30 protein-coding genes are annotated in these 26,544 nt (G+C 45.6%); 12 read left to right on the forward strand and 18 right to left on the reverse strand.

Features of this window, described 5'->3' with window-relative positions; translation table 11 throughout:
* Positions 1–10: 10 nt before the first annotated feature.
* From BMW79_RS19580 to pdhA, 6 genes are all read right to left on the reverse strand, one after another.
* Positions 11–892: a DUF4349 domain-containing protein gene (locus tag BMW79_RS19580; protein ID WP_089897332.1), complete on the reverse strand. Its 882-nt coding sequence runs from the start codon at positions 890–892 to the stop codon at positions 11–13.
* A 110-nt stretch (positions 893–1,002) separates the two neighbouring features.
* A complete protein-coding gene (locus tag BMW79_RS19585; protein WP_089897333.1) occupies positions 1,003–1,416 on the reverse strand; it encodes an EVE domain-containing protein in 414 nt (137 codons plus the stop codon).
* Positions 1,417–1,452: 36 nt separating this feature from the next.
* Positions 1,453–2,172 carry a (Fe-S)-binding protein gene (locus BMW79_RS19590; RefSeq protein WP_089897334.1) on the reverse strand — a complete coding sequence of 240 codons (720 nt, stop codon included), beginning with the start codon at positions 2,170–2,172 and terminating at the stop codon, positions 1,453–1,455.
* Between the two features lie 25 nt (positions 2,173–2,197).
* The gene (gene ribH / locus BMW79_RS19595) at positions 2,198–2,698 is read right to left on the reverse strand and encodes a 6,7-dimethyl-8-ribityllumazine synthase (protein ID WP_089897335.1); all 501 of its coding nucleotides are present in this window, start codon (positions 2,696–2,698) and stop codon (positions 2,198–2,200) included.
* A gap of 66 nt (positions 2,699–2,764) precedes the next feature.
* Positions 2,765–3,463: a tetratricopeptide repeat protein gene (locus BMW79_RS19600; RefSeq protein WP_089897336.1), complete on the reverse strand. Its 699-nt coding sequence runs from the start codon at positions 3,461–3,463 to the stop codon at positions 2,765–2,767.
* A 129-nt stretch (positions 3,464–3,592) separates the two neighbouring features.
* Complete coding sequence (pdhA, locus tag BMW79_RS19605; RefSeq protein WP_089903978.1) at positions 3,593–4,585, reverse strand: pyruvate dehydrogenase (acetyl-transferring) E1 component subunit alpha; 993 nt, start codon at positions 4,583–4,585, stop codon at positions 3,593–3,595.
* A gap of 228 nt (positions 4,586–4,813) precedes the next feature.
* Here pdhA and recF point away from each other — a divergent pair, with 228 nt between their 5' ends.
* The 3 genes from recF (at position 4,814) to BMW79_RS19620 (ending at position 6,691) form a co-directional block, all read left to right on the forward strand.
* A complete protein-coding gene (recF, locus tag BMW79_RS19610) occupies positions 4,814–5,893 on the forward strand; it encodes a DNA replication/repair protein RecF (RefSeq protein WP_089897337.1) in 1,080 nt (359 codons plus the stop codon).
* 120 nt (positions 5,894–6,013) lie between these two features.
* Positions 6,014–6,295 (forward strand): hypothetical protein, encoded by a 282-nt coding sequence (locus BMW79_RS33750; RefSeq protein ID WP_143059222.1) that lies wholly within the window; start codon positions 6,014–6,016, stop codon positions 6,293–6,295.
* Positions 6,296–6,403: 108 nt separating this feature from the next.
* Positions 6,404–6,691, forward strand: coding sequence for a DUF721 domain-containing protein (locus BMW79_RS19620; protein ID WP_089897339.1), 288 nt, complete (start codon positions 6,404–6,406; stop codon positions 6,689–6,691).
* Between the two features lie 8 nt (positions 6,692–6,699).
* Here the strand turns inward: BMW79_RS19620 and BMW79_RS19625 are convergent, their stop codons facing one another.
* The 6 genes from BMW79_RS19625 to BMW79_RS19650 form a co-directional block, all read right to left on the reverse strand.
* Positions 6,700–7,209, reverse strand: a complete 510-nt coding sequence (locus tag BMW79_RS19625) for a DUF4252 domain-containing protein (RefSeq protein WP_089897340.1) — start codon at positions 7,207–7,209, stop codon at positions 6,700–6,702.
* 18 nt (positions 7,210–7,227) lie between these two features.
* The gene (locus BMW79_RS19630) at positions 7,228–7,749 is read right to left on the reverse strand and encodes a DUF4252 domain-containing protein (protein WP_089897341.1); all 522 of its coding nucleotides are present in this window, start codon (positions 7,747–7,749) and stop codon (positions 7,228–7,230) included.
* A 34-nt stretch (positions 7,750–7,783) separates the two neighbouring features.
* A complete protein-coding gene (locus BMW79_RS19635) occupies positions 7,784–8,257 on the reverse strand; it encodes a hypothetical protein (protein WP_089897342.1) in 474 nt (157 codons plus the stop codon).
* Positions 8,247–8,762 carry an RNA polymerase sigma factor gene (locus tag BMW79_RS19640; RefSeq protein ID WP_089897343.1) on the reverse strand — a complete coding sequence of 172 codons (516 nt, stop codon included), beginning with the start codon at positions 8,760–8,762 and terminating at the stop codon, positions 8,247–8,249. Before BMW79_RS19640 ends, BMW79_RS19635 begins: the two co-directional genes overlap by 11 nt.
* A gap of 117 nt (positions 8,763–8,879) precedes the next feature.
* The gene (locus tag BMW79_RS19645; RefSeq protein WP_089903981.1) at positions 8,880–9,935 is read right to left on the reverse strand and encodes an ABC transporter permease; all 1,056 of its coding nucleotides are present in this window, start codon (positions 9,933–9,935) and stop codon (positions 8,880–8,882) included.
* Between the two features lie 5 nt (positions 9,936–9,940).
* Positions 9,941–11,023: a BT_3928 family protein gene (locus BMW79_RS19650; RefSeq protein ID WP_089897344.1), complete on the reverse strand. Its 1,083-nt coding sequence runs from the start codon at positions 11,021–11,023 to the stop codon at positions 9,941–9,943.
* A gap of 249 nt (positions 11,024–11,272) precedes the next feature.
* Here BMW79_RS19650 and folP point away from each other — a divergent pair, with 249 nt between their 5' ends.
* Both folP and BMW79_RS19660 read left to right on the forward strand, forming a co-directional pair.
* Positions 11,273–12,133: a dihydropteroate synthase gene (gene folP / locus BMW79_RS19655; protein ID WP_089897345.1), complete on the forward strand. Its 861-nt coding sequence runs from the start codon at positions 11,273–11,275 to the stop codon at positions 12,131–12,133.
* Positions 12,134–12,157: 24 nt separating this feature from the next.
* A complete protein-coding gene (locus BMW79_RS19660; protein WP_079471940.1) occupies positions 12,158–12,970 on the forward strand; it encodes a diadenylate cyclase in 813 nt (270 codons plus the stop codon).
* A gap of 75 nt (positions 12,971–13,045) precedes the next feature.
* On the opposite strand, the gene BMW79_RS19665 is transcribed toward BMW79_RS19660, so the two are convergent.
* Positions 13,046–13,921 carry an FKBP-type peptidyl-prolyl cis-trans isomerase gene (locus BMW79_RS19665; protein ID WP_089897346.1) on the reverse strand — a complete coding sequence of 292 codons (876 nt, stop codon included), beginning with the start codon at positions 13,919–13,921 and terminating at the stop codon, positions 13,046–13,048.
* A gap of 36 nt (positions 13,922–13,957) precedes the next feature.
* Positions 13,958–14,962 carry a DHH family phosphoesterase gene (locus BMW79_RS19670; protein ID WP_089897347.1) on the reverse strand — a complete coding sequence of 335 codons (1,005 nt, stop codon included), beginning with the start codon at positions 14,960–14,962 and terminating at the stop codon, positions 13,958–13,960.
* A 165-nt stretch (positions 14,963–15,127) separates the two neighbouring features.
* Here BMW79_RS19670 and BMW79_RS19675 point away from each other — a divergent pair, with 165 nt between their 5' ends.
* Both BMW79_RS19675 and xerD read left to right on the forward strand, forming a co-directional pair.
* Positions 15,128–15,544: a nucleoside-diphosphate kinase gene (locus tag BMW79_RS19675; RefSeq protein ID WP_079471943.1), complete on the forward strand. Its 417-nt coding sequence runs from the start codon at positions 15,128–15,130 to the stop codon at positions 15,542–15,544.
* A gap of 411 nt (positions 15,545–15,955) precedes the next feature.
* The gene (gene xerD, locus BMW79_RS19680; RefSeq protein ID WP_089897348.1) at positions 15,956–16,855 is read left to right on the forward strand and encodes a site-specific tyrosine recombinase XerD; all 900 of its coding nucleotides are present in this window, start codon (positions 15,956–15,958) and stop codon (positions 16,853–16,855) included.
* A 107-nt stretch (positions 16,856–16,962) separates the two neighbouring features.
* Here xerD and BMW79_RS19685 read toward each other — a convergent pair whose 3' ends face one another.
* Complete coding sequence (locus tag BMW79_RS19685; RefSeq protein ID WP_143059223.1) at positions 16,963–17,853, reverse strand: hypothetical protein; 891 nt, start codon at positions 17,851–17,853, stop codon at positions 16,963–16,965.
* Positions 17,854–18,337: 484 nt separating this feature from the next.
* On the opposite strand from BMW79_RS19685, the gene BMW79_RS19690 reads away from it, so the two are divergent.
* The 5 genes from BMW79_RS19690 (at position 18,338) to BMW79_RS19710 (ending at position 21,921) form a co-directional block, all read left to right on the forward strand.
* Positions 18,338–18,760, forward strand: a complete 423-nt coding sequence (locus BMW79_RS19690) for a hypothetical protein (RefSeq protein WP_089897350.1) — start codon at positions 18,338–18,340, stop codon at positions 18,758–18,760.
* Between the two features lie 159 nt (positions 18,761–18,919).
* Positions 18,920–19,477: a hypothetical protein gene (locus tag BMW79_RS19695; protein WP_143059224.1), complete on the forward strand. Its 558-nt coding sequence runs from the start codon at positions 18,920–18,922 to the stop codon at positions 19,475–19,477.
* Entirely contained in the window at positions 19,464–20,270 is an 807-nt protein-coding gene (locus BMW79_RS19700) for a sensor histidine kinase (RefSeq protein WP_089897352.1), read from the forward strand. Before BMW79_RS19695 ends, BMW79_RS19700 begins: the two co-directional genes overlap by 14 nt.
* Positions 20,271–20,392: 122 nt before the next feature.
* Positions 20,393–21,049: a response regulator transcription factor gene (locus BMW79_RS19705; protein WP_089897353.1), complete on the forward strand. Its 657-nt coding sequence runs from the start codon at positions 20,393–20,395 to the stop codon at positions 21,047–21,049.
* Between the two features lie 20 nt (positions 21,050–21,069).
* The gene (locus tag BMW79_RS19710; protein ID WP_089897354.1) at positions 21,070–21,921 is read left to right on the forward strand and encodes a DUF2911 domain-containing protein; all 852 of its coding nucleotides are present in this window, start codon (positions 21,070–21,072) and stop codon (positions 21,919–21,921) included.
* A gap of 57 nt (positions 21,922–21,978) precedes the next feature.
* On the opposite strand, the gene BMW79_RS19715 is transcribed toward BMW79_RS19710, so the two are convergent.
* The 3 genes from BMW79_RS19715 to BMW79_RS19720 all read right to left on the reverse strand — a co-directional run bounded on the left by BMW79_RS19715 (position 21,979) and on the right by BMW79_RS19720 (position 26,482).
* Positions 21,979–23,679 (reverse strand): sodium:solute symporter, encoded by a 1,701-nt coding sequence (locus BMW79_RS19715; protein ID WP_089897355.1) that lies wholly within the window; start codon positions 23,677–23,679, stop codon positions 21,979–21,981.
* Between the two features lie 133 nt (positions 23,680–23,812).
* Positions 23,813–23,989 carry a hypothetical protein gene (locus BMW79_RS33925; RefSeq protein ID WP_166649994.1) on the reverse strand — a complete coding sequence of 59 codons (177 nt, stop codon included), beginning with the start codon at positions 23,987–23,989 and terminating at the stop codon, positions 23,813–23,815.
* Positions 23,990–24,001: 12 nt separating this feature from the next.
* Positions 24,002–26,482, reverse strand: coding sequence for a PIG-L family deacetylase (locus BMW79_RS19720; RefSeq protein WP_089897356.1), 2,481 nt, complete (start codon positions 26,480–26,482; stop codon positions 24,002–24,004).
* Positions 26,483–26,544 lie beyond the last annotated feature (62 nt).

Here is a 26,544-nt window from a genome sequence, read left to right on the forward strand (position 1 = left end):
GATAATTCGTTTATGGGTTTACGTTAGTTGGGGCTTTACGGAGTTTACGTCTCCGTATTACTCTTTTTATAAAAATAAAGAGAAATACCATACCAACCATCAAAGGCCATCCACTTAGTATACCTATTGCAAAAGATAAAAGACCATTCCAGCCATCTGCAAACGCGAACCAGGAGCGCTGAAAGAAACCTGGTGATTGTGGATCGGTATTGGCAAACTGCTGATAATATTCCAGGTTAATGGTACTATAGGCCACATGATGATCCATATACTGAAGGCGGCCTTTGGCGGATTCAATTTCTTCACGGATACTTTTTAACTGTGCTTCCACTTCCAGTATTTCCTTTACATTTCTTGCCTGCTGCAATATCTGCACATAGCGCTGTTCTACAGCCAGGCGGGCCTTCATGCGGGCATCCAGATCGATGTATGCATCCGTGACATCTGTAGAGGTGCTGCTTTTCTCATCTACCCGGGAAGACCCACCGGTAAGGCTTTCCATACATTGTTCAAAAGCGGCGGAAGGTATTTTGACCACCATCTGGTTTTGCCAGCGCAGCCTTGTGTTTTCTTCCTTTTCACTGGCCAGGTATCCTCCATATTTTTTAACGGTATCGGTTATACGTTTTTTGGCATTTTCAAAGTCATTGGTTTCAAAACGCAGTATGCCTTCTTTAATAATTTTCTGGGAGATGGGTAACGCGGCGGTGTTGTCAGACGCTTCGCTTCCCGGGTCGGATGCCACCTCTTTTTCCAAAGCCGCAGGGGCAGCTTTTTCATCCTCCGGCAATACCAGCTGTTGCGCTATGGGGGCTGATGTGCCGTTATGCCGGCTGCACGCTGTGAGCAGGAAAGCGGTTGCACATAAAGTAAAGAGAAATGTATGCTTCATGGGTTCATATTTTCCTGATGATGAATGAAACCCGGTAATTCCATAAACGACGAAGGTTATCTTCCATCAGAAAGATAACCTTCACCTTATACAATATCTCTGTAAAAAACTTACTTCTTCATGCCGCCCATTTCCATAATAGCTTCAAACTCTTCTGGTTTTACATCACAAACAGATAAGCGTCCCTGACGGATCAGCGAGAGATTTGCCAATCGCTTTTCAGCTTTCATCTGTGCAAGGGTGACATGTTGTTTGAAGGCCTTAAGTGGTTTCAGATCTACCACTACCCAGTTTGGATCGGGCGTGGTGGGATCCTGGTAAGCTTCTTTGGCAACGGTGGCCAGGCCTACTATTTCCATGCCTTCATTGCTGTGATAGAACAATACCTGGTCGCCTTTCTTCATGCCTCTCAGGTTATTGCGTGCCTGGTAATTACGCACCCCATCCCAGAAGGTCACTTTATCTTTTACAAACTGTTCCCAGGAATATTTAAATGGTTCAGACTTCACCAGCCAGTAATTCATATTGCATTCAATTTTTGTAGTCAGAGGGTAGACGGACTACCAGCCACTGGCCAGTACATCCGCGATGTGCATCACTTTGATATTGGTACCATGTTTACGGATATAGCCATCGAGGTGCATGAGGCAGGAAAGGTCGGTGGAGATGAGATACTCTGCGCCGGCGTTTACAGCGTTGTTTACTTTCTGTTCGCCCATTCCCATGGAAATGGGTTCAAACTTTACGGAGAAAGTACCGCCAAAACCGCAGCATACTTCACAATCGTTCATCTCTTTCAGTTCCAGTCCTTTTACCTTTTCCAGCAATTTTCGTGGTCCTTCCTTGATGTGGCATTCCCGCAGGGCGCCGCATGCGTCATGATAAGTAGCCACGCCATTGAGGGTAGCGCCAAGATCTGTTACATGTAAAACATCGGTGAGAAATTCGGTAAATTCGTAGAGATTTTTCTTCAACAATTTCACATCGTTGTGTGCTGCAGAATTGTCAAACAATTTACCATAATAGTTCCGGACAAAACCTGTACAGGAACCACTTGGAGCAACAATGTAATCGAAGGTTTTGAAGTCCTTCACAAACTTGGTGGCCACAGTACGGCATTCGTCCTGATAACCGGCATTGTAGGCCGGCTGGCCGCAGCAGGTCTGTTCCGTGTTATACATCACATTACAACCCAGTTTTTCGAGTACTTTCACCATATTAAAGGCGGTTTCCGGAAACAGCTGGTCTACAAAACAAGGTATAAATAACTGTACGTTCATCTCTATAGCTTTTAGCGCTTCGCAGTTAGCTCTTCGCCAACTGTCTTTGCAGTGCAATCATCTTCAGGGCGGTGATGGCAGCTTCTTCTCCTTTGTGGCCGTGGGCCCCGCCGAGTCTGTCCAGCGCCTGTTGTTCGTTATCTACCGTCAGAATTCCAAATATAACAGGAACGGGTAACTGAAGGTTCAGTTGAAGGATACCTTCTGTTACGGCTTTACACACATAATCAAAATGTGGGGTTTCGCCACGGATCACGCAACCGAAAGCAATAATAGCGCCAGGCTGTTTGCCGGTGCCTTTGGTGGCTTCCCAATATTGTTTACAGGCGTAAGGTAATTCGAATGCACCGGGTACCAGTATTCTTTCTGACCGGTTTACATGATACTGTGTGAGGGCTTTTTCGCAGCCGGCTACCAGTTCATTCACGATGGCATCATTCCATTCGGTATATACCATAACAACACTGGCATCCTCCAGGTTGAGAATGCCAGCGTCATTTAATAAGCTCTTATTGTGCTCGGACATATTTCTATAGCTTTTGGCATTTAGCAGTTAGCTGTCAGCTAAGTACCAACAGCTAACTGCTATATACTAGTTCTTTACATCACCCAGTCTTGCCAGGTATTTGTCCATTTCACGACCTTCGTTCGTGGTAGGAAACTTCTCTTTAATTTCTTTGTAGATAACGATGGCATCCTGTGCTTTACCTGCTTTTTCCAGGGCCTGGCCGGCGCGGAACAGGTAAACGGGGGCAGTCAGTTCGTTATCGTTATAGTGACCAGCTTTTTTGTAAGATTCGATACCTTCTTCGGTTTTGTTCAGTTCCATGTAAGCGTCGCCGATCAGACCATAAGCAGTAGGTTGCAGCAGCAGATCACTGGAGCTGAAGGATTTCAGCATGTCGATACCTTTCTGGTAATCGCCCAGGCGGATGTAGCAAACGCCTGCGCTGTATTTAGCGAGGTTACCGGCTTTAGTGCTGCCGTATTTATCTGCTACCTGTAAGAAACCATAATTATTACCGTCGCCGTTCAGTGCCAGTTTGAATGAATCTACAGCAAAGTAGTTTTGTGCGTGAAACACCATTTCCTGTGCTTTGTTTTCATTCGGCTGTTTTACCAAACGGGTATAGGCGAAGAAACCGCCTACCACTACTACTACAGCAATAACTGCTATAGAAATAACGTTTTTGTTTTTATAGAAGAAATCTTCTGCCTTGTGCATGGATGTCTCCAGGTCAAAATCTTTTGTAGGTTGAGGCACGGTGGCTTTATCTTTAGTTTCTGCCATTGTAAGGTGTAATTGTGATTACTTGGTTATTAAATAGGTATTAAAGCTACTCTGGGATTTCAGCTTTTAGCCTTTAGTACCTGCAATTGGATGCATGCACTAAAGGCTAAATACTAAAAACTTACTGCTTTAGTCAACGATGAATGGATAATCTTCCTGAATGTAAACATCCTTCAGTAATTCATCATCGCTTGGCCATGGAGATTCTTCTGCAAAAGTTACGCACTCTTCAACTTCCACTTTCACGCGTTCGTTGATCGCTTCAATTTCAGCTTCAGTAGCCCATTTATTTTTCTGAATAACTCTCAGTACTTCGTTGATCGGATCTTTCTCCTTGTACTCTTCAAGTTCTTCTTTAGTACGGTATTTAGCGGGATCACTCATGGAGTGACCACGGTAACGGTAAGTTTTGATTTCCAACAAGGTTGGACCACCTTTTTCGCGGCCACGTTTTACGGCTCTTTCGATACCATCGTGAACGGCTTCACAGCTCATACCATCGATAGAATCGGCAGGCATTTCGTAGGCGTCCGCTAACTTATAGATATCCAATACGTTGGAGGTACGTTCTACGGAAGTACCCATGGCGTACATGTTATTTTCACAAATGAAAATTACCGGGAGTTTCCAGGTCATCGCCATGTTAAAGGTTTCATGCAACATACCCTGACGGGCAGCACCATCGCCAAAGAAACACAACACTACGTTGTCTGTTCCTTTGTATTGCTCTGCAAGCGCCAGTCCGGCACCTGTACCTATCTGAGCTCCAACAATACCATGGCCGCCAAAGAACCCATGCTCCTTGGAGAAAAAGTGCATACTGCCTCCCTTTCCTTTCGAACAACCGGTTGCTTTACCATACAGTTCAGCCATACAAGCTTTAGCGGAAATTCCTTTTGCGATTGCCAGCGCATGATCACGGTACGCAGTGATGAATTTATCCTCCGGCTTGGTAGCTGTCATCGCACCAGCAGCAATTGCTTCCTGTCCTATGTACAAATGACAAAAGCCACGGATTTTTTGCATCCCGTACAATTGGCCTGTCTTTTCTTCAAAGCGGCGCAGCAAAAGCATCAATTCATACCAGTACAGATATGTCTCTTTGGTGAATTTCGTCTTCACGTCTGTTTTAGTTTGCACTCTTTCTAAATTTGTTCGCAAATATAACAGGAAAATCCTAAAATATAAATATGAATTCTAATTCCCATTAAATTATGCAAATTCATCAATTTCAAACAGTTTTGCATTTATTTGCACGGGAATCCCGGGGAAGTTCCCATTAGTGCGGTTTTTTATCAGTTATACAATTGAGATTTTTCGCATATTATTATTTACGAATAATTTTTTTCTTTGCTTTATATTAATAAAATATCACTCGTTCAGTTCAAAAATTACAGCCAGGCGACCTTTTCTTTCCGGCACCGGATCGTAGGGATCACCGGCCGGAACGGCGCCGGTAAAACCAACCTGCTCGATGCGATCTATTACCTCTGCTTCACCCGCAGCTATTTTACCAACAGCGAAAGCCAGAATACCCAGTACCAGACCAACGGTTTCCGGCTCGAAGGCTATCTTGAAAAGAATAACCAGCCGGAAAAGATCATTTGCACCCTCAAAGACGGCCGTAAAGAGATCAGCCTGAACGACGATAAGTACGATCGTTTTTCCCGGCATATCGGACAGTTTCCGGCCGTTATGATCGCCCCCGATGATGCAGATATCATCCTGGGCGGCAGCGAGGAACGACGCAAATGGCTGGATAGCCTGTTATCTCAGCTCTACCCGGAATACCTCGACCACCTCATCATCTACCAGAAAATATTACTTCAAAGGAACACCCTGCTTAAAAACATGGCCACTACCGGTCAGAACCAGGACAGCCTCCTGGACGTATTTGACCTCCAGCTGGTGATGCATGGCGTTCCGGTATATGAAACCAGAAAAGCCTTCCTGCAAACCTTCATCCCCCAGGTACAACAACTGTACGATTATATTGCAGGCACCCATGAAATAGTGAATATCCAGTATCAATGCACCCTCCAGGAAGAAGACTATGCCACACAACTGCACCAGGCCAGGTACCGGGATATGCAGGTACAGCGAACTACTACCGGCATTCACCGCGATGACCTGCTCTTTCTGCTGAATGATCACCTGATGAAAAGCAGCGCTTCCCAGGGCCAGCGCAAAAGTTTCCTGTTTGCCCTCAAACTCGCACAGTTTGAAGTGATCCGTCAGCATAAAAACTTCCCCCCGCTCCTCCTGCTGGATGATGTATTTGAAAAACTGGACCAGGAAAGAGTAAGCAGGCTGATTACACTGGTAGCAGGAGAAAATTATGGCCAGGTATTTATTACAGATACCCACGCAGAACGCCTGCAACAAGCCTTTGCCGGCGCTTCTGCAGATATACAACTGATTGCTGTTTAACTTTTTGCCTGTAAAACACAGACACTAACAGCCGGGCGTCTCTCCCGTTGAAAATCAATGAACAGACTGGCCTGCATAGAATCTCTGGTGTAATCGTTATATTTGATCAAGTCTCGCTTTATGGACATAAGTAATAACATTGCAAATCCATACTTCAAATCAAAAAAGATTTCGCTGATAATTTTAGCAGCAACAGCAATCATTTGCTCCAGAACGTTTTTCTTCTTTCTGAATGACCCGGAAGGTCCGAATCTTTTAGTAGTTGCAGGTTTGGCACTGGCTATATTTTTTTGTACTTCCGCTGCCTATATCTTCATTCCTGCCAGCATCAAAGGAATTAAAAGACTTTTGGCGGCAATCTGCATTCAGATACTATTGATTATTGGTCTCTATTTTTTTTGAAGTAGTTTTTATCTATACTTTGCACCATAACCCTCAAATTTTCAAACGAGACCCTGTCAACAACTAAAAGCAAACAGGAAAGAACTAAAAAAACACTAGCTTCGCACTATGCGGCATGGAACTACCAGTATCGGAGATGCGCTCCGGGAATTTATGAACAAGAGCAGGATGAAACCCCGCCTGATGGAGGTACGCATCCAGGACAACTGGGAACAACTGATGGGAAAAACCATTGCCCGTTACACACAAAGCATCCAACTGATCGACAATAAGCTGATCGTTACTACTACGGTGGCGCCGTTAAAACAGGAATTGACTTATTCTAAAGACAAGATCATCAAGCTTGTAAATGAAATGCTCGGAGAGAGCGTGGTAAGGGAAGTGATGATCCGGTAGACAGCTGGTTAATTAGAGGCAAACTGTTGAATCAGTTCATTGATGTCGGACATTTTGAGACTGGTTTGCAGGTTGACGATCAGGAATTCATTTTCATCCTGTACCAGCATCACTACATTGCCCAATTCATCGTCCTTTCCCTTGTTGAGTATATGTACGAGGCTCCCCTTTTCTCTCACTTCCATCAACAGGTCAAAATTTTCATTCCGTTGCAGGTTACTTTTCAGATCCGCAATATCGTCCTGACTCACCGTACCGCCTTTCACGTTGGAGATGGTGTACATTTTCACACGTTGCACGTTTTTGATAGCGTGTCTGAGCGCCTTTGCATCCGAATCTGTGTTGTCGAAAGACAGGCATAAGCTACCCAGCTTAAAGGCGAAATTGCCAACTTTCAGGGTATGTACTTCTGCGCTTCCTTTGTATTTGTTGCGGAACTGGCGCAAAGATTTGTCCTGGGCCTTTACAGCGGTGGCGGATAATAACAGGCAACCGGCAGCAATGAGTAATGATTTCATGGAAGTGTTTTTTAAACGTTATTTCTTCTTCACATTTTTTAGTTTATCCATTCCCTGGATATTGATGCCATTGGCGATCTGGGATATTTCATTGAGATCCAGGGTGCCCACCAGGCTCATGGCCAGGAACTCATCCGAGCTTCCCACCAGCATTACCAGTTCGTTGATGTTGCCACGGGCGTCTTCCTTCACCAGGAATTTCAGATCGCTGTCTTTGTCCCGTACTGTCATCAGTTCCTCGAAGTCGCTGCCCAGGAAAGCCGCTGCCTCTCTGTATAAGCGGGGACCGTCTTTCGTGGTTTCCTTGGTGAGGATACGCAGTCCTTTCAGTTTCTGAATCACCTTCATCATGTTTTTGGCATCGGCATCACCGGGATCTACTTTGGCGAACATGCTGAACATCTTTGGTGTGATGGTGATGACGGTAAAGCTCCGGTCGTTTTCATACTTCTGGAAAAACCGCTCTATAACGCTCCCCTGTTGCGCGGAGAGGTGATAGCTGGCAAAGATTGCCACTAAGAATAACAAGAGTCGTTTCATCTTTCTAAATTTATATCAGGTTTTAAAATGGCCGTTAGTCTTCCTTGCCTTCCACTACTGCGGTAGCCTCATTGAAATAAGAGAGCTTCTGCATACCGGCAGTTCCTTTGTGCAGGTTTTTAGCGAGCAGCTGCAAGGCTCTTTTAGTTTGCTCCAACGCTTTCTGCGGATCATTCATATCTTCCTGCTGCATGGCTACCAGCACCTGCTGCTGCCGTTGTTCGTGCTGCTTCAGCGCGTAGCCGATACCTACGGCCACCAGGATTACGGCAGCGTATTTCATCCAGTGGCGAAGCGGTGATAATTTTACTACTTTGGCCGGCGGTGCCTCCCATACCTTTTCTGCTTCCACATGAAAATACCCGAATAATGGTGCTGCTTCCAGCAGGTCCTCCGGTAAATCGTTGTGGGGGGTACTGAAAAACTCCCTTAGCGTAGCTTCCTCTTCCAGCGTAGATTCTCCTTCCCAATACTTTTCCAGCAATGCACTGATCATTTTATAATCCATATACCTGCAGATTTTGTAGTTTCTCCCGCACCGTTTTACGGGCGCGGTGTAAATTCACTTTCACATCATTCATGTCTATATCCAGTATGTCGGCGATTTCCTGGTAGGAATGTCCGTCGATGTCCCTCAACTGAAGGATGGTACGGTACTTTTCCGGCAAGGCATTGATCGCCACATGCACTTTCTCCATCACGTCGTTCTGTTCTGTTACCGCATGCGGACTTTGCTGGTGAGTGGCGGGCATCTCTCCTGCCCTGTCCAGCTCGTCAGACATCCGGTATTTCCTGGATTTGAGCTTATCCAGCGCCAGGTTGCGGGTAATACGCATACACCAGGCTTCCATATTTTGCAGTTCTGCCATCTTTTCCTGCATACCCCAAACCTTCATAAGTGCATCCTGGGTAATATCCTGCGCATCTTCCTCATTGCCCAGCAGGCGGAATGCAAAGCGGTAAAGCTTTTGCCGGACTGGAACTACCTGAGTAAGAAATCTATCTAATGACATGCAGAATAGTGCGTTTTGAAAGAAGACGACTGTAAAAAGAAGATGTTACAAAGATGGCAATATTTTTTTTTAAGGCAGGAGATCGCCTTTGGGGTGTTACGGGAGATGTGTTCCGCGTCAGTCCAGTTTAATTCTAGGATCTATGAGCGTGTAGAGCAGATCCGCCAGAAGATTGACAATCACAAAGATTCCGGCTGTAAAGAGAATAGCCCCCATCACCACGGGGAAGTCGAATTTGTCCAGTGCATCCACGGTCACCTTGCCGATGCCTTTCCAGCCAAAGATATATTCTACAAAGAAAGCGCCGGCCAACAATTCAGCGAACCAACCGGTGATAGCAGTAATAACGGGATTAAGTGCATTGGGAAGTGCATGCCGCCAGATCACCCGCGACCTGGAAAGTCCTTTGGCATAAGCCGTGCGGATGAAATCCTGGTGCAGTACATCGAGCATAGCACTGCGGGTGAGCTGCACTATAATGGCCAGTGGACGGATACCCAATGTAATAGCCGGCAACACCAGGTTACGCAGGTTTAATATCCGGCCTTTGAAAGGGTCCACATCAAACAGGCTGCCGGTCATATGCAGGCCGGTATAGTCACTGAACACAAAACCAAAGAGATAGGCCAGCACAATACCCGCAAAAAAGGAAGGGGCAGAAATACCGGCCACACTGGCAAATACAGCGCCTGTATCCATCCAGGTGTTTTGTTTCACGGCCGACAGTACACCCAGGGCAATCCCGGTAACCGTGGCAAACAGCATCGCTGCCACTGCCAGCAGCAAAGTGCCCGGCAGTGCTTCCATTAAAATATCCCAAACCTGTTTTTTGCCCTGGTAAGAGCGACGGAGGTAAGGCGCCTTTAGTACCAGGAGTTTATTATTTGATATATGCGCTACCGTTAGATAGCGGAGATTTTCCGTCGCCTCCTCCCGGGTATGCACGGCTACAGGAGACAAATCGTTGAGATAGTAGGCAAACTGCACCCCAACCGGCTGGTCGAGATGCAGTTCCTTACGTACATTTTCCAGGGAAGCCACATCTGCCCGTTGTCCTAATGTAAGCCGGGCGGGATCCCCAGGCAGCACATTGAACAGGAAGAACACCAGCACCACTACGCCGAGCAGTACCAGCAGTCCGTATCCGGTTTTACGAAGCAGGAAGCGTATCATCATAATTACGGAATATCGTTATAATGCCATTTGCCTTTAATAGTGCCTTTATCCAGCAGGATCAGGCAGGGGTTACTTCTGCCGGCAGTTTTGATAGCCACACCATCCATCTGCACAAAAGGAAATTCCAGTCCATGCTGTTGTTTGAAGGCGGCAATCTCTTCTTTGGTAGAAGCGGTTACACCATAAACCACTATCTGCTGATCTTTCCATTTCTGTTGCAGTGCTTTTATCTTTTCATCCCAGCCGCTGCCTGCCTTCTGCACATTCAATACCAGGAAGAGGTACACCGGTTTGGTTTCAGCCAGTACGGCCTCAGTTTGATTCACACCATCAGCATCTGTGAGGATAAAGTCTTTGATAGCTGGTTCTGCATTTCCTTTTTTGATCAATTTATCTTTACGGTCTACAAACTTCCAGGTGCTGTCTGACCAGGGATAGTTGTCTGCCGTAAATTCTTTCTGCTGGCCATCTTTCTCGTAGATAAACATCATTTCATATACATCCGGCGTAGCTCCTGGGGGCAACTTCATTTTTTCGGAGATATTGTTACCTACTTTGTAGGGCAGGCAATCGAAGAAAGGCAGGTGCTTTAAAGTATACCATTGGATGCCGAAAGAAAATACAGCGGAAATCAGCAGTACGAGACCGGCGCCTTTGAAAAGTGGCTGTATACTGTTCCTGTAGAAGAAAATGACGAGGATCATGACCAGGAGGATCACATCTTTCCAGAAGGTTTCTACAGCGGTGAGTTTGATACAGTCGCCAAAGCAGCCACATTCGCGGATCGTACCGCTGAAAAGTGCGTAACCGGTGAGGAAAGTGAAGAATATAATGAGGAGTAACAGCAGTACAGAGAAAATACGCATACGGTAACCCACCAACACGGCCACACCTGCAATAATTTCAAAGGCATTCATGATAATGGAAAAGGCCAGTGAATAGGGCGACAGGAAAGTAAGGTGCAGCACTTCGAAGAACTCGTCCATCTTGTAACTGAGTCCCAGCGGATCATTGGCCTTTATCAGACCGGAGAAAATGAACAGCACCCCCACGATTATACGTAACAGGTTAAGGATAATCTTCATAAAATAGTTTAATGGTTAAGTGATCCGTGAAGATAAGGACAATCGATGTTTCACCATATTAGAAAATGATGAGCGTAATCCAGCCTGCATAAATCAGTTGCTGATTTACCCGGCTAAATCCCTAAATTCGAAAATGATTGATTTTCCTTCATAGATTTGCAGGCAAAATAAAGAAATTACGGTAAAAGGCCGGAACTATGTGAAAAATCAGGGCATTGCGCCTGCATGCTAACTTCTTAACGCGTTCAAATGACACCAGACCATATCCGGAGCAGCTCCTCACCGGCCATCAATTGCAGGGGGCAATTATTATCATTGGCTACACCCGCCGTTATGGGTATTATCAACGTAACAACAGATTCTTTTTATGAAGGTAACCGGCTGCATGAATTGCACCAGGTGATGGAAAAAGCGAAGCAGCACCTGGAAGAAGGCGCTGCCATACTGGATCTCGGAGCCCAGAGTACCAGACCAGGTGCTGATCTGATTGGGCCTGAAGAAGAGATGCACCGGCTGATTCCCGCCATACATGCCATCCTGAACAAATATCCACAGGCCATTATTTCGATAGATACCTGGTATGCAGCCGTAGCAGAGAAAGCCATACATGCGGGAGCCGCTATTATTAATGATGTCAGTGCCGGAGACCTGGACGCTGACATGATTCCGGTTGTTGGTAAGCTGCAGGTACCTTATATTGCGATGCACATGCAGGGCAAGCCAGCCACAATGCAACAAAATCCGCAGTATGAAGATGTAGTGGGAGAAGTGATCGATTACCTGAAAGAAAAGCTGGCCACCTGTCGCGCTGCCGGGATCCGCGACTTTATTGCAGATCCGGGCTTTGGTTTCGGGAAAACGATCACACATAACTATACCCTGCTGAAAAACCTGCACCTGTTTTATGATATACTGGGCGTACCTGTGCTGACAGGCATTTCCCGCAAATCGATGATCTATAAATTATTGGATATTACACCAGCGGAAGCGCTGAACGGAACAACCGTATTAAACACCATTGCCCTGCAACAGGGAACACATCTATTAAGGGTACATGACGTAAAAGCCGCTGTGGAAGCGGTTAGAATTATGAAGAAAATGAATGGGTAATTTAATCTTGCTATTTTTACAATTATGAAGGAAGTAATAGAATTTTATGGCGTTGAGTTTCGGTGGCTGGATCTTTTGGACCTGCTGATTGTTGTTTTTTTAATCATTCAATTGTATCGTTTATTAAAGGGAAGTCTTGCTTTTAATATTTTCGTAGGCCTGTTGATGGTATACGCAGCTTACTTCCTGGTACGGGCATTGAAGATGCCTATTCTCACCATTATACTGCAGAACTTTATCAATGTTGGCATCATCGCCATCATTATTATATTCCAGCCGGAGATCCGGAAGTTTTTGCTGGTATTGGGAAAGAAGACACCCTTGAGCAAGGATAGCTTTTTAACCAAATTGTTCCTGCCTGATAAGTTTAAGAGTTACAAGGAAGAAGAGAATATTATAAACGAGATCATTGTGGCAGTCAGCCGGATGCAAAGTACTTTTACCGGTGCATTGATGGTAATTGCCACCACCTATCGTTTGAAATTTGATTCCGCATCGAGTATCCCTATTGACGGGAATGTAAGTGCCAAGCTGATAGAAAGCATTTTTGAGAAGCATAGTCCGCTGCACGACGGAGCGCTGATCATTGTAGGGAATAAGATCCTGGCCGCAAAAGTGATACTGCCGGTATCAGAGAATCCGAATCTGCCCACAAGGATAGGTTTGCGTCACCGCTCGGCGGTAGGAATTACGGAGCATAGTGATAATCTGGCCATCATTGTTTCTGAAGAAAGAGGCACTGTTTCTTATGCGATCGACGGGGTACTTACCCAGGATGTATCATTGGAGGATCTGAAGGTGAAATTGTACGAGGTATTAATAGATGGCTACGCTTGATAAGTTCAAAAAACATTGGCTATAAAAAAAGCCCCTGCCGGTTGGCAGGGGCTTTTTAATAATATATGGTGACAATTATTTGCCTGGAGTAGCGAATTGAGCTGGAGCCGGAGCACCTGCTTTAATATCTACCAACTGTACGTCAAATACCAGGATAGAGTTACCAGGAATTACCGGAGGACTTCCCTGTAAGCCATAAGCCAATACAGAAGGAATTACCAGGGTAGCTTTGGAACCTTTTTTCAGACCGCTTAAACCAGCATCCCAACCTTTGATTACGAAACCGCGACCGATAGGGAATTTGATTGGCTCTAAAGGCATACCTGGGCGGAGTGTTGAATCCTGGCTGGAATCAAATACTTTACCGGAAGTCAGTTTACCAGTGTAGTGTACATAAACAGTATCACCTGGGTTAGGTGTGCTGCCGGTACCTTCCTGCGTAACCGCTACGTATACACCTTCTGCGTTCTTTGTAGCGTTGATTTTATTTTTATCCAGGTACTCTTTAATGAGTTTTTCGTCTTTTTCTTTCTGGGCGCCGGCAGAGTATTTGTTTTCTACAGCGAAAGTGATTTTCAGTTTATCACCTTTTTTACCAAATGGAGGACGCTCCTGAGCTGGTAATGAATCCCAAGGAATGATAAAAGTAGCGCTATCACCTTCGTGGAGGAGGGCGATACCTTCCATCAGATCGTACTTGTTCTGAGGTTTAGCCACCAGCACTGGGATTGCAGCACCTACCATTTTACGCGAGTCGCCCAGCAGGGAATCATTGATACGCTGGGTAACATTCACCAGGGCAGTATCGCCCAATTTCAGTTGTGCTCCGCTGCCGGATTTGTGAACGATATACTCAATACCGCCCGGTGTTTTTTTAACACCTGTACCGCAACTGGCTAAGAGAAAGCCTAAAGCCGCAGTTGCAACTAAAAACTGATTGTTTTTTTTCATTTGTTTGTATTAGTAGGTTGAATACTTTATTTAAGATTATTGTAACAGGTCCTCATTTTCTTCGACTGCTTTAATAAAGCGGTCTACCGTTTTCTCCAGTGGATCTATGCTACGACCTCCGGAAGCGTTGAAGTGACCACCGCCGTCGAAATATCTGCGGGCGAAGGTATTCACGTCAAAATCTCCTTTGGAGCGGAATGACAATTTCACTTCGGAATTCCGGTCGATGATCAAAGCCGCCATTTTGATGCCCTGAATCGATAACAGGAAATTTACCAGACCTTCGGTATCGCCTGTCTGCAGGTCGAAACGTTTTAGATCTGAGTAAGGAATAGCCAGCATAGCTGTATTGTATTCATAGAATACTTCCATGCGGTTCAGCAGACTATGTCCGAGGAAGCGCAGGCGGTTTTCCAGGAAGTTGTCATAGATCGCCTGGTGGATCACCTCATGTTTCAGTCCTCTGTCCATCAGGTCGGCTACCATGCGGTGCACGGCGGCGGAAGTAGATGCAAAGCGGAAAGAACCCGTATCTGTGACAGTGCCGGCATAGATGCACTGTGCAATTTCGAGGTTAATATACTGCTCATCTCCCAATTTATATATAGTTTCATAAACTAATTGGGCGGTGGAGCTGGCTTTTGTATCGCTGACACCGTAGTCAAAGCTGGGCTGTGGCTCCAGATGGTGATCTACCAGAATTTTGATACAATTCAGTTTTTCCAGGTGTGGCGCCAGGTTTTTGGTGCGGTAGAGGGCGTTGAAGTCCAGGCAAAACAGGAGATCAATACCTTCCAGTGCCTGAATAGCGCGGTCCATAGAGGACTCGTAATCAATGACAGTCTCTGCGCCAGGCATCCACTTCAGGAAATCCGGAAAATTGGTGGGTGAGATTACAGTTACCTGATGCCCTTTCTGTAATAGGTAGTGGTACATTGCTAAGGAAGATCCCATGGCATCCGCGTCTGGCTTCTGGTGCATCGTAATCACCACTTTCTTAGGGCTCTCCAGCAAAGGCTTAATTTCCTCGATCGGCTTCATTAAAAAACTGTAATGTTAAGAGTTGATTTCCAATCACAACTAGTGGTTGAAACAGAAAACGAAGTGCGAAGATCTTTATTTGGGGCAGAATTTCAAAATTTTTTACCACTAAAGAAAATGTAATTACTTTTGCGGCCTAATCTGTAATTCGGAATTAAACATTATATGAGCAACAGAACATTTACTATGATCAAGCCTGATGCAGTAGCAAACGGGCACATTGGCGGCATTTTAAACATGATCAACGCTGCAGGTTTCCGCATCGTAGCCATGAAAATGACGCAGTTATCTACTGCTAAAGCAGGTGAGTTTTATGCAGTACATGCGGAAAGACCTTTTTACGGTGAACTGGTAGAATTCATGAGCAGCGGCCACATCGTAGCGGCTATCCTGGAGAAAGACAACGCCGTTGAAGATTTTCGCAAACTGATCGGTGCTACCAATCCTGCTAACGCAGAAGAAGGTACTATCCGCAAAAAATACGCAGAGTCTATCGGCCGTAACGCAGTTCACGGTTCCGACTCTGACGAGAACGCTGCTATTGAAGGTAACTTCTTCTTCAGCGGACTGGAAAAGTTCTAATTATTGATTAAGCAATCAATGACAAGGCCTGCTCACTAAGAGCAGGCTTTTTTATTTGCATAACAAATTCATTAATAAACATTTGCTCGCCTTATCTAAAGTAAACATCCAATTGAAATGCCTCGGCTGACAGAAAGTCATCAACACATGTTTTATAATGAAAATATAAGCGCTGAAAAACGTACAAAAACAGCTTGAAACGACAAGGAAAATAAGTTTTTCAACATCTACCTAAAAAAATGATTTACAATAATATATGATCAACAAATAAAGGTAGCACTTTAAACAAACCGGTTTTCCTCTTTTTAGCCGGTTTTACCCCCTGTTTTGCTGATAGTATTTTATCCAAAAACGTAATTATTTCAGATAGGCGTTACCGTAGTTTTCCGAAAAGCTTTTAACTTGCCGGTTATGTGGGAATCATTCCGGAAACTATTTAAGGGCTATTTAAGATTAGAGCGATCGATGTCTGATCATTCCGTAGAGGCATATGTGCGGGATGTAGAAAAGCTGGAGCAATACCTGATGGCAAACGGCAAAGAAAAACTGCGGCCACAGGATGTTACTTTTGAAGATATGCAGGCATGTGTGCAATGGATCGCCAAACTGGGGATGACTGCCAGTTCTCAGGCCAGAACCATCTCCGGATTAAAGGCGTTTTATAAATTTCTGTTGCTGGAAGACATGGCCACCGAAGATCCTACCCAGTTACTGGAGGCGCCCAAAATACTGCGTAAGCTGCCCGATGTACTCTCCTTTGAAGAAATAGAAAAGATCATTGCCCAGATTTCACTGGACACAGCAGAAGGGCACCGGAACAAAGCCATCCTGGAAACCATGTACAGCTGTGGATTGCGGGTAAGCGAAGTCATTAATCTCCAGATTACACAACTGCATATGGATGTTGGATTTATCCGTGTAATCGGGAAAGGCAATAAGGAACGGATGGTGCCTATCGGCAAAGATGCCATGCGGCAGATTGATATTTACCGGAGAAATGTAAGAATTGAATTACCTGTAAAATACGGAGAGGAAGACACTCTCTTTCTCAACCGCCGTGGTGGCGCCCTGAGCAGAGTGATGATTTTCCTGGTGATCAAGGAACTCACCCAAAAGGCCGGGATCCAGAAGAATGTATCGCCCCATACCTTCCGGCACTCATTTGCCACGCACCTGGTAGAGGGCGGCGCAGACCTGAGGGCGGTGCAGGAAATGCTGGGCCATGAAAGTATTACCACTACGGAAATATATACCCACCTGGACCGGGAATACCTGCGGGATACGCTGATGCGTTTTCATCCCCGGTTCTAAACAGGAACAGCTACCGGGGAAGGTAGCTGTTCGCTTTCTGCTGTTAGAAGGTCACAAACAATCGGGTAGTTTTGCCATGATAAGGGAGGAATACATCAAACAACCTGTTACAATAAGCTATGGGTTAGCAAACGAAATTTATCACTCTTCTTTTTCTTTGGACCCGTCAGGGTGATGACATCACTAAACCAGTTTCCAATCTGGCTGGAAGCCCTTTTGACTCTCGAAGGCTTATATACAATATTTAAGTTGCTACAGGGGCGCAGATCCTGGCGTTCCGGCAGCCGGGCCATTTTTTCATCTTCCGCCCACAACAACTGTTCATTTCTATATACTTTAAAATACACGTCCGGTCCCAGGTAGTGGCGTCCTGCCAGCACTGTTTGCAGGGATCCTCCGGAAAGATGTTCTCTTGAAAAATGGATAGTATAACGTCCTACCTCATTGGTATGCGCATGCCCGATAAGTTGACCGGTCAGCGCATTATACGCTTCCACTTTAAGATCAGGATGCCCTGCTCCTGCCATATGTTGTTTCACCACGCCTGTAATTACCCAGGCGCCAGCGTTGGCGTATATATTATGCCAGGTGGCTGCTGGAATCACGTAGGCATAGGCGCCTACATATCCATCGCTGCTTCTTTTCCAATGCAGCACAAGTTTGCTGAGGTGGAAATTGCGGGGCTGGCGGCTACCGTTTTTACCTGGCAACTGATCCAGGCAAAGGTCCAGTTCCAACGCTTCTGTAATCAGATGTATTTCGTTCCAGGCGAGGTTAAAATTTCCTTTTTCATCCAGCGTGGCTTCCGCCAACAACCTGTCGGCCTTCATGAGTACTTCTCTGGCCGATAAAGGTTTCATGTCATTAAAGATGCCATGCTGGGGATCTGCCGATGTCTGCACTGCTGGCAGGTACACCCGGATCCGCGCATTTGCCAAAGGCTCTACGCAGTCGTTACAAATAAGTGCAGAGATGTTTCCGATTAATAGGTAACTCATAATTTTATTTTTTTTAAAGAAAAAAAAGGGGTTAACGAGCATCACCTGATGAACTGATTCTGCATTTTACTAACCAAAAAAACAAACACGGTAGAAAGGCCAATTACTATTTAACTTTTTGAGGACAATAGATTCAAAGCCGGTTGATGATACAAAGATTAGGAACTTTGGGAGAGCAGTCAAGCGTTTAACAACTGAAAAAAAGGTTTACGTATAACTACGTATAACAGCGAAGGGAATTACGGTACAGCGACTATGGCCTTTTTTAAGCACAGCAGAAAGATATGCGTATTTATACGCATTTTGCAGTGAAGAGTACGTAATTCAATTTTACAATCGCCCTGTGCTAAATCGCTCAAACTCAATGGCACATTGACTCAACCTGTGAAAAGACGCAGGTAACTCCCTTTACAGCCTTGTAAGGACACAATTGTATATGCGATTATTTATAATAATTTTACCGCAAAACTAAAACTTACCCACTATGAGCGACTTTCCCAAAAGGCCCATCCCTTCGGATACCGGCGCCTTCATTTCACTGGATGAAATGACCACACTCACAAAGAACCACGATGATGATCATGTGAATCAAAAATCATTTGGTACCCATGTTAAAGCCATGTGTTTTGGTAAGGATAAGATCATTGAATTGCTGGATCAACCGGGCGCCACTGCCCTCCGTATTTATTATGGTATTAAGATAGATACTGATGGAGATGGCATCAAGGAAAAGAAAATGATCCTGGTTGCTGTTGATGAACATGGTAACGACATACTGCCATCTGAGACACCGGCTTCAGGTCCGGAAGGAATAGTAGCGAAAGGCGCAATGGCACTTATCCTGGATTCAGGCATGCCATGCCCTGAGTATTGTTCCAAACCAAAGAAACCGGGAGATCCCGATTGAGCAACGACATTTTAAAGCCATCTCGTGCGCGTAAACTTATTTGAAAGCATATACTACTGCATGACGGGGATCGAATTTTTAGTTCTGATCCCCTTCATTCTAAATTACAAATTGCTGGACAAGGCATCCAAATGCATCTACTATTATATTATCAGTAGCTTGGTTTTTGCAGGAGGTTCCTCACTGGTGGAACACTTCATGGGTAATAACATGTGGTTTTTCAGCTTAATGCATTTTGCACAGTTTGTAATCCTTTCGGTATTCTATTGGCGTTGCATCCACAACGAGAATATGCGTACCGTCATCAAGTTTATGCCTGTCCTTATACTGGGGATATTTATATTTGACTTCTTCTGGGTAGAAGGCTTCCGGGCTTTCAACTCCATTTCATCCGGTGTGAAGCATCTTGTGTTGCTGGTATATGGACTCTACTTCTTCCTGCAAATGCTCCGGGACAGGAATCTGATCGAAAATGCGATCTACATCGACTCCCTTCCTGTTTTCTGGTATAATTCAGGCATCTTTATTTTTTCCTGTACAGAGTTCCTGTTCTGTATCAGCTACAACCACCTGCAAACCCTACAGTCTACCGGATTGACCAAAATAGGGATGACGATGGCTATCCTGAGTATCAATTATATAGTCGGAATAATATCAATGATTCTTCTGTATATTGGCTTCTCAAAGATTAAAAAAATGAAACATGCGAATTATTGATGTTATTGTAATAGGCACTACAGTAATGTTAATGCTGGGAATTATCGTGATACTGCTGGTTATGCTCCAACAAAAAATGGTTATCTCACATAAACTTGTTATTAAGGATAAAGACCTGCAGCTACAACGGGAACGCCTCATCGCAGTATTACAGGGACAGGAACAGGAACGCAAACGTATTGCGGAAGATCTGCACGATGAAGTAGGTGCACAGCTTTCTGTACTGAAGCTGAACATTGGCGGCCTTCAATCGTTACTCAAAACCGGTAATGGAGAATTGGAGCGCCTGAAAGAAACCAAAGAATTTACGGATACTATCATACAACAGCTGCGGTTCATCTCTCAAAGCCTGCACCCCCAGGCACTGGAAAATCTCGGTCTGGCTCATGCGCTGGACTCGTTCTGTAACCTGATGAACAAGAACAAGCAGGTAAAAGTAACTTTTAAAGTAGCCGGCAACGGACAGACGGTTGACCGGGAAAAATCACTGAACGCCTATCGTGTGGTGCAGGAACTGATCAACAACATTCTGAAACATGCCCAGGCCAAAGAGGTATTGATCACCTATCAGACTACTCCGTCGCTACTGACTATCACCGTTGAAGACGATGGCAACGGGGCTTTACTTGATTCACTGGCTGATTCACGCAAGAAAGCAGGAAGCCTCGGACTCAAAAATATTGAGAGCCGGCTAAATATTATCGGTGGAAATATTAACTTCACTCCCAGAACACCACAAGGTACCATTGCTACAATAAGTGTGGAGAATTATCAGTCGCCAGCACAGATATAGTTGATACTTATGTTGTTTTATTACTAAATTGCCATCCGGTTGTGTTAAACCCTCGCGTAATGACATGACTTATAGTAATTTATTCCAAATAAAATAATAGCAAATCTTCTAACTGTCCACCTATGACACACATAAAAGTGGCCATTGCGGATGATCATAAGATCTTTCGCAGTGGAGTCATAAACACGCTGATTCCTTACGAAAATATCAGCTTCATCTTTGAAGCCGATGATGGGCTGCATTTGCTGCAAATCATGGAAACACAGCAACCGGATGTTATTCTGATGGATCTGAAAATGCCTAATATGGATGGCATTGAAGCAACTATCAAGGTAAAAGAGAAATATCCGGACGTAAAAATCATTATACTCACCATGTATGAAGATGATAACTTCATTGTTCACCTGGTGGAAAACGGCGCCAATGCTTACCTGCTGAAAAATGCGGAACCTGAAGAGATTTACGAAGCCATCTGTACAACTTTTGAAAAAGGATTTTATTTCAATGAAAATGTAAACCTGGCACTGCTTAAAAAGGTACTTCATAAAAATAAACAACAATTTAAGCCGACACTAAAAAATGAAATCCAGCTCAATGACCGGGAGCAGGAAGTACTGAAGCTGATCTGCAATGAACTGACCACACAGGAAATTTCTGAACAGATTTTCCTGAGTCCTCGTACTGTAGAGGGTATCCGTCAAAAATTACTGGAAAAAATCAACGTCAAAAATAGCGTTGGTCTGGTACTGTATGCATTCCGTAACGGATTAATTGAATAGCTTTAAATACCCACCAAAATATGAGAACTATCAGAACCTTTGCCGCCACAGCTGGCGCTATGCTGCTGCTGTATGCCGGCACTACCCTGGCCCAGGGTATCAAAATGCCTGCGCCAAGTCCGACGCAAACCATTAAACAGGACTTCGCTTTATCCAATATAGAGCTGAACTACTCCCGTCCGCTGAAAAACGGCCGTGTAATCATGGGCGACCTGGTACCTTACGGTAAAGTGTGGAGAACCGGCGCTAACAGCGCTACCACTATCACTTTCGGCGACGATGTAAACTTCGGCGGCGTGGCAGTGAAAGCTGGTAAATATGGTTTACTATCTATTCCAGGCGCGCAGTCATGGACCATTATCCTGACCAGCAGCCTCGATGTAACCAGCCCTGCTGCCTACAAACAGGAAAATGATATTGCCCGTGTACAGGTAAAACCAGTAGCGTCCCCGTTTGCACAGGAAAGCTTTACCATTGAGTTCGAGAATGTACGTTCCAACTCCGTAGTACTGGCCCTCAGCTGGGATAAAACCAAAGTTCCTGTTGTAATCAAAGCTGATATCGACGACAAAATCACCGCTCAGATCAATGACGCGATGCAATCGGCCGATAAAAAACCTTACTTCCAGGCAGCCGTTTATTACTATGAAAATGGTAAAGACCTAACCAAAGCAGTAGAGTGGATCAACGAAGCGGCAGCACAAAGCCCGGAAGCATTCTGGGTTTGGTACCAGAAAGCACGCATCAACGCAAAAGCTAAAAACACAGCAGTAGCGAAAGAAGCAGCTCAGAAGTCTATCGAACTGGCCACTACCGCTAAGAACGACGACTATGTGACTTTAAACAAGAAGTTACTGGCTACGCTGAAATAAGCGAACCAACACCGATAATTTAAAAGGGGATTCAGCTGGCTGAATCCCCTTTTAAATTTATACCAATTGTTCTTTTTTGACGGGTACGAAATACTGGAAGATCCAGGCCAGCAGTAACACCAGCATACACCCGATGGCATTAAGCCAGAGGAAAGAAACGATGCCGGTCCAATAGATAATCAGCACCATGACTTCCCCGATAATAGCCGCCCAGAAAGTGGCGGTTCCCCCTACCCGCTTCATGTAAAAGGCCACCAGGAAGATCCCCAGCGTAACCCCATAAAACCAGGAGCCCAATACGTTTACTACTTCGATGAGACTACCCAGGCTTCCTGCAAATTGGGCCACCACTATACAAAACACCCCCCAGATCAGTGTCCAGAGTTTGGATATCTTAAGATAATGCTCGTCAGACGCATGCTCATTGTACAATCGTTTGTACACATCTATCACGGTGGTAGACGCCAGTGAATTAAGTGCAGCCGCAATACTGCCCCAGGCCGCCAGGAAAATGATAGCAATCAGCAAACCTACTAATCCTTTAGGCAGACTGTTAACCACGAAGTGAAGAAAAATATAGTTGGTATCGTTGGTATCCGCAGTAGGGTCTGACGCCTTGATTAGCGACAACGCTTCCGTTCTTACTCCCTGCGATTGATCATCTGTTTGTTGCAATGCTTTTTTGGCGGCGGCGATCTGCGCGCTGTTGTCTGTTTCCAGCGCTGCGGCCAACTGCTTTACCTGTTGCTGTTTCAGCGTACCCAGGTCATGGTATTTATCTTCCAGCTTTTGCAATGCAGGGCCCTGTTCTGTTTTATGTACCCGGGCCAGCTGTGCCTCATTAAAGAAGATCGGCGCACGGAAATACAGATAGAAAACAAATACCAGGGCGCCTATCAGCAAAATAAGAAATTGCATGGGCACTTTTACAAGTCCATTCATCAAGAGACCAAGACGGCTTTCTTTCACCGACTTCGCGGTGAGGTAACGCCCTACTTGCGACTGATCCGTTCCGAAGTACGACAACGCCAGGAAGAAGCCTCCGATCAACCCACTCCACACATTGTATTTATCTTTCCAATCAAATTTTGTTACAATCACGTTCAACTTATCCATTTTGCCGGATACCTGCAGGGCCTGTTTAAAGCCTACATCCTCAGGCAGCAAATGAACTACCATCCAACCTGCGAGAAACATACCGCCAAAAATGATCACCAGCTGGAAAGTCTGGGTGTAAGCCACCGCACGGGTACCACCTACTACGGTATAGATGATCAGCAAACCACCCATGATCATATTGGTCCAGTAAAGATTCCAGCCCAGCAGGGAAGATAAAATAATGGAGGGTGCGCAGATACTGATACCGGTAGATAAACCACGCTGTATAAGGAACAGGGAGGAAGTCAGTGTACGTGTTTTCAGATCAAACCGCTGTTCCAGGAATTCATAAGCCGTATATACTTTCAGTTTATGAAAAATAGGGACAAAAGTGATACAGAGTACTACCATGGCTAACGGTAATCCAAAGTAATATTGCACAAAGCGCATCCCGTCGGTATATGCCTGACCGGGCGCCGAAATAAAAGTAATAGCGCTGGCCTGGGTGCCGATAATAGACAGCAGGATAATATACCAGGGCATAGACTGGTTATCCAGGAAATAACTTTCCATGTTGCGCTGGCCACGGCTTTTCCAGACTCCGTAAAATATAATAATGGTAAGGGTACCGGTGAGTACCAACCAGTCTAAAGGACTCATGAATACGTTTTGGTGAATAAGTAGAATAGTATGATAAGTAACAGCAACCAGGCTATTACCAGCACATACCACCAGGACCACGATGGAAACAACGGTGGTTTCTCATCGTGCAATTGATTTTCTGTCATACGTTTTAATCGTTTGAGCTGCTTTTACTCCACATACTTCCTGTTAACAGGCCCAGTGCAATTCCAATGACCAATCCCACCTGTACCCTTTTGATGGAAAATCCGATCAGCAAGCCGAGGATAATACAAAAGATGGCGGCAATTCTGAGCCTGGGACGATGTTGTTGGTGTTTTTTACTCATTTTAATTCATCCCTATTTTACAGAAATCAGGTTTACAAATAACCGGTAAGCGCCTGGCACACCGGCAGGCAGTTGTCTGAAAAACGACAGGCCTGTATATACGTAGCATCCTTTACCATAATGCGCCACGAGGGTGGATCCGTCGAGCGGCGCCTCCCCTTTGTCATTCATGCGGAATGGCTTATCATATGCTTTATCCGCGTCTACGGTGTAATATAAACCTCTTTCCTGTACCCAGCCGTTGAAATCTGCTGCCGTGATCTCATTTGGATAATGTAAAACCGGATCTTTCGGATCGTTGAACTGTACCGGTGCATTTTCATCTGTTACACGGTCGCGGGATAATGCGAATGGATATGGTCCCAGATCGCTGGTCACCAGCGGTCCGTTCACGTTGTACTGGATGATCAGTTTACCGCCACTCTTTACATATTCCATCAGCCTTGGCTGCCAATACTTCATACGTGCGTTTACGTTATAGGCGCGTACACCGGTAATGATAGCGTCATATTGCTGCAGGTTGCCGCCCATGATGTCCTTCTCACCTACTTCTGTTACGTCGTAACCTACCTGGCGGAGAGAAGCCGCCACCATGTCGCCCGCACCGGAGATATATCCCAGGCGGTTGCCGTTATGCTTCAGGTTTACAGATACCAGCCTTGCCTGTGCCGGCGGGAAGAGCGTGATCAGCGGAATGTGATCATAGCGGATCTGCTGCAGACTTTGCGTATACTCCTTGCCGTTAGTGGTCATCACTACCGTAAAAGTATCTGCATGATTTTCTGCTACGCCCTTGATAGGCTTGATCTCAAACCGCAATTCTGTTTCGTCGCCTTTCTGTTTCAGGTTAAACGGCTGGCTGTTATTGACAGCCGTAAATCCTGCTGGCAGTTGCAGACGGACCGTACCCTGTGTATTATCTGCCATAGCGCGCAGTTTCACCGGAACCGACTGTGGTTTTGTATCTGTGAAGATGTATACCTGGTTGCTGAGATCTGCTACCACCGGTGGTGCAATCACCAGCGGCTGGTAAATTTCTCCTTTTACCGGGTCTGTATATTTATATTGTAAAGGTCTGGAGAGGGTGAAATCCTGGTCACCGATAGTGAGCCGGATCACGGCCTGCAGGGCCGGAATGTTTTCCGGGTTGCCTACCAGGGATGGATCAGTAATGATATACGTGCCCACCGGATGTGCCTCCGCCAGCCAATAAGGCTGTGATTCCGGTGTATTTGCGGGTACCTGGATTGTTTGAGAAAGACTGGTAAACTTATTGAATGCCAGTGGTTGTTGTCCTACGGCATCTTTCTTCCCAGGCAGATCCACCTGTTGCAGTGCTATTTTTACGGGCCCCCTGTTGATCAGTTGTACTGTTGCCTCCATATTATTGCCTGGCACCACGGTTGGCGAAGTGCTGTAAGCTTCTGCCCACAGGCCGGCGCACGCATAAATCAGTTGTTCCGTTTCCTTCAGTTTGAGATTACGCCAGTATCCGTCGGGCAGGGCCTGGATCGCGCGGCGTATTTCCAGCAGGGCCGGTACAGAGGCAGCTGGATCTTCCATGTTATAAGCGTTAAGGGCCGCATCAACAAGGGCTCCTACTTTATTACCACCTGGAATCCTTGTCCAGCTGGTATTTACGTCGTCAAGTAAACTATTTTTAGGAGTATTGCCTTTAATTGTCAGGAAATACTCCTGGGAGCTGCCACGCGAAGCGGCTACACCGAAACCCTGACTTTTATGCTGGGAGCGGCTTTCGGCGGCTATTTCCCCGAATCCTTTTCCCAGTAACGGGTTAAAGGCCCCTACATCCATTTTAAACTGGTCATCGGCGGTGGTATTTACGCTGCCAAAGTTGAACGTATTCCAGAGGATACGTTTTGCCTGCCAGGGTTTTAATACTTTCAGCTGTTCCGGGAAGCGTTTTGGATCCGCTGCGGCCGTGTAGGCTTCTTCCGCCAACATAGCGGAAGCGGTATGGTGCCCATGCCCGGCACGACTATCCGCCGGGAAACGGCAGATGATGACGTCCGGCTGAAATTTACGGATCATGTATACCACATCTCCCAGAATCTGTTCCCTGTTCCAGATGGTAAAGGTTTCCTGGGGATTCTTGGAAAAGCCGAAATCCTGGGCCCGGGTAAAGAACTGTTCCGCGCCATCGATGCGGCGCGCTGCCAGGAGTTCCTGCGTACGGATCAGCCCCAGTAGCTCGGACTGTTCATTTCCCACGAGGTTTTGCCCTCCGTCGCCACGGGTAAGCGACAGGTATCCGGTGCGATAGAGTTTTTCTTTTGCCAGGTAGCCGAGTAAACGGGTGTTCTCGTCATCGGGATGGGCGGCAATGTATAATACACTTGCAAGTGTATCTAGCTTTTTCAGTTGCAGCTTTATATCGGCGGCATTCCATACGGGGGAAGGTTGCGCCAAAGCGGGTAACCCTAAAGCTGCCAATAAAATGAGGACCAAAGCGGTAGTGCGTCTTATAAACATTTGGTGGTACGTGAATTTACAGATGGCCAAAAGTAATAATTAATTGGTGGGAGGAGAAGATA

Source organism: Chitinophaga arvensicola, assembly GCF_900110835.1.
Taxonomy (GTDB): Bacteria; Bacteroidota; Bacteroidia; order Chitinophagales; family Chitinophagaceae; genus Chitinophaga; species Chitinophaga arvensicola.

Bases quoted from the DNA above. Each gene is read 5' to 3' on its own strand.
- BMW79_RS19580 (WP_089897332.1), bottom strand. From the start codon at position 892: ATGAAGCATACATTTCTCTTTACTTTATGTGCAACCGCTTTCCTGCTC.
- BMW79_RS19585 (WP_089897333.1), bottom strand. From the start codon at position 1,416: ATGAATTACTGGCTGGTGAAGTCTGAACCATTTAAATATTCCTGGGAA.
- BMW79_RS19590 (WP_089897334.1), bottom strand. From the start codon at position 2,172: ATGAACGTACAGTTATTTATACCTTGTTTTGTAGACCAGCTGTTTCCG.
- ribH (WP_089897335.1), bottom strand. From the start codon at position 2,698: ATGTCCGAGCACAATAAGAGCTTATTAAATGACGCTGGCATTCTCAAC.
- BMW79_RS19600 (WP_089897336.1), bottom strand. From the start codon at position 3,463: ATGGCAGAAACTAAAGATAAAGCCACCGTGCCTCAACCTACAAAAGAT.
- BMW79_RS33750 (WP_143059222.1), top strand. From the start codon at position 6,014: ATGGACATAAGTAATAACATTGCAAATCCATACTTCAAATCAAAAAAG.
- BMW79_RS19620 (WP_089897339.1), top strand. From the start codon at position 6,404: ATGCGGCATGGAACTACCAGTATCGGAGATGCGCTCCGGGAATTTATG.
- BMW79_RS19625 (WP_089897340.1), bottom strand. From the start codon at position 7,209: ATGAAATCATTACTCATTGCTGCCGGTTGCCTGTTATTATCCGCCACC.
- BMW79_RS19630 (WP_089897341.1), bottom strand. From the start codon at position 7,749: ATGAAACGACTCTTGTTATTCTTAGTGGCAATCTTTGCCAGCTATCAC.
- BMW79_RS19635 (WP_089897342.1), bottom strand. From the start codon at position 8,257: ATGGATTATAAAATGATCAGTGCATTGCTGGAAAAGTATTGGGAAGGA.
- BMW79_RS19640 (WP_089897343.1), bottom strand. From the start codon at position 8,762: ATGTCATTAGATAGATTTCTTACTCAGGTAGTTCCAGTCCGGCAAAAG.
- BMW79_RS19645 (WP_089903981.1), bottom strand. From the start codon at position 9,935: ATGATACGCTTCCTGCTTCGTAAAACCGGATACGGACTGCTGGTACTG.
- BMW79_RS19650 (WP_089897344.1), bottom strand. From the start codon at position 11,023: ATGAAGATTATCCTTAACCTGTTACGTATAATCGTGGGGGTGCTGTTC.
- folP (WP_089897345.1), top strand. From the start codon at position 11,273: ATGACACCAGACCATATCCGGAGCAGCTCCTCACCGGCCATCAATTGC.
- BMW79_RS19660 (WP_079471940.1), top strand. From the start codon at position 12,158: ATGAAGGAAGTAATAGAATTTTATGGCGTTGAGTTTCGGTGGCTGGAT.
- BMW79_RS19665 (WP_089897346.1), bottom strand. From the start codon at position 13,921: ATGAAAAAAAACAATCAGTTTTTAGTTGCAACTGCGGCTTTAGGCTTT.
- BMW79_RS19670 (WP_089897347.1), bottom strand. From the start codon at position 14,962: ATGAAGCCGATCGAGGAAATTAAGCCTTTGCTGGAGAGCCCTAAGAAA.
- BMW79_RS19675 (WP_079471943.1), top strand. From the start codon at position 15,128: ATGAGCAACAGAACATTTACTATGATCAAGCCTGATGCAGTAGCAAAC.
- xerD (WP_089897348.1), top strand. From the start codon at position 15,956: ATGTGGGAATCATTCCGGAAACTATTTAAGGGCTATTTAAGATTAGAG.
- BMW79_RS19685 (WP_143059223.1), bottom strand. From the start codon at position 17,853: ATGAGTTACCTATTAATCGGAAACATCTCTGCACTTATTTGTAACGAC.
- BMW79_RS19690 (WP_089897350.1), top strand. From the start codon at position 18,338: ATGAGCGACTTTCCCAAAAGGCCCATCCCTTCGGATACCGGCGCCTTC.
- BMW79_RS19700 (WP_089897352.1), top strand. From the start codon at position 19,464: ATGCGAATTATTGATGTTATTGTAATAGGCACTACAGTAATGTTAATG.
- BMW79_RS19705 (WP_089897353.1), top strand. From the start codon at position 20,393: ATGACACACATAAAAGTGGCCATTGCGGATGATCATAAGATCTTTCGC.
- BMW79_RS19710 (WP_089897354.1), top strand. From the start codon at position 21,070: ATGAGAACTATCAGAACCTTTGCCGCCACAGCTGGCGCTATGCTGCTG.
- BMW79_RS19715 (WP_089897355.1), bottom strand. From the start codon at position 23,679: ATGAGTCCTTTAGACTGGTTGGTACTCACCGGTACCCTTACCATTATT.
- BMW79_RS33925 (WP_166649994.1), bottom strand. From the start codon at position 23,989: ATGAGTAAAAAACACCAACAACATCGTCCCAGGCTCAGAATTGCCGCC.
- BMW79_RS19720 (WP_089897356.1), bottom strand. From the start codon at position 26,482: ATGTTTATAAGACGCACTACCGCTTTGGTCCTCATTTTATTGGCAGCT.